Source organism: Streptomyces sp. MI02-7b (genome assembly GCF_033793585.1).
GTDB lineage: Bacteria > Actinomycetota > Actinomycetes > Streptomycetales > Streptomycetaceae > Actinacidiphila.
Genome location: NZ_JARAWX010000078.1, coordinates 1 through 698, shown reverse-complemented (window position 1 = coordinate 698; position 698 = coordinate 1). Strand labels below are relative to the sequence as shown.

The 698-nt window shown below is 67.6% G+C and carries 1 protein-coding gene and 1 pseudogene; both read right to left on the bottom strand.

Annotated features, from left to right (window positions below; translation table 11 throughout):
- A pseudogene (locus PV364_RS41140) lies at positions 1–420 on the bottom strand (ABC transporter family substrate-binding protein); the annotation flags it as partial.
- Positions 421–502: 82 nt separating this feature from the next.
- The coding region (locus PV364_RS41135; protein WP_319666063.1) for an oligopeptide/dipeptide ABC transporter ATP-binding protein at positions 503–698 on the bottom strand (196 nt) is incomplete at its 5' end.

Genomic DNA, 698 nt, shown 5'->3' with positions numbered 1-698 from the left:
CGTGCCGTCGGACCACTTGGCCTTGGGGTTGATCTCGTAGGTGACGACCTGCTTGCCCGAGCTGTCGTCCACCTTCGCCGAGGTCAGGTAGTCGGGGTTCGGGCTGACGTTGCCCGCCGCGTCCGACAGCATGGTGATCGGGAGCAGGGCGCGCTCGACGTCGAAGCCGTCGGCGAGCGCCCCGTCGACCTCGCCGTAGTTGAAGTTCTCGGCGATCTCGCCCACAGGCCACTTGAGGGTGCCGCCCTGCTTGAGCTGGTCGCGGTCGGTGGCCTTGATGTTGTTGGCGTCGGACTTGGGCACCGAGTTCTTCTTCGGCCCCGCGTCCGCCTTTTCGTCCCCGCCGCCGCACGCGGTCAGTACCAGCGCGCCGGCGGTGGCCAGCGCGACCATGACTGCGGACGTACGTGTTCTGTTCAACGAACTCTCTCCTCTTACGGGTTGGGATGTCACACGACTGCGTCGGCGTGAGAGATCACACGGTTCTTTTCGGGATGAAAAGTCAGACGACGGTGACCGCGGCGGCGTAGTGGCATGCCGCGTTGTGGTCGCCCGCCAGTGCGGAGGGTGACGGGTCCTCGTCGCGGCAGCGGCCGCGCTGGGCCTCGTCGAGGGCGGCGAACTTCGGGCAGCGGTTGCGGAAGCGGCAGCCGGTGGGAACGTCGGTGGGGCTGGGCAGGTCGCCGGTGAGCAGAACG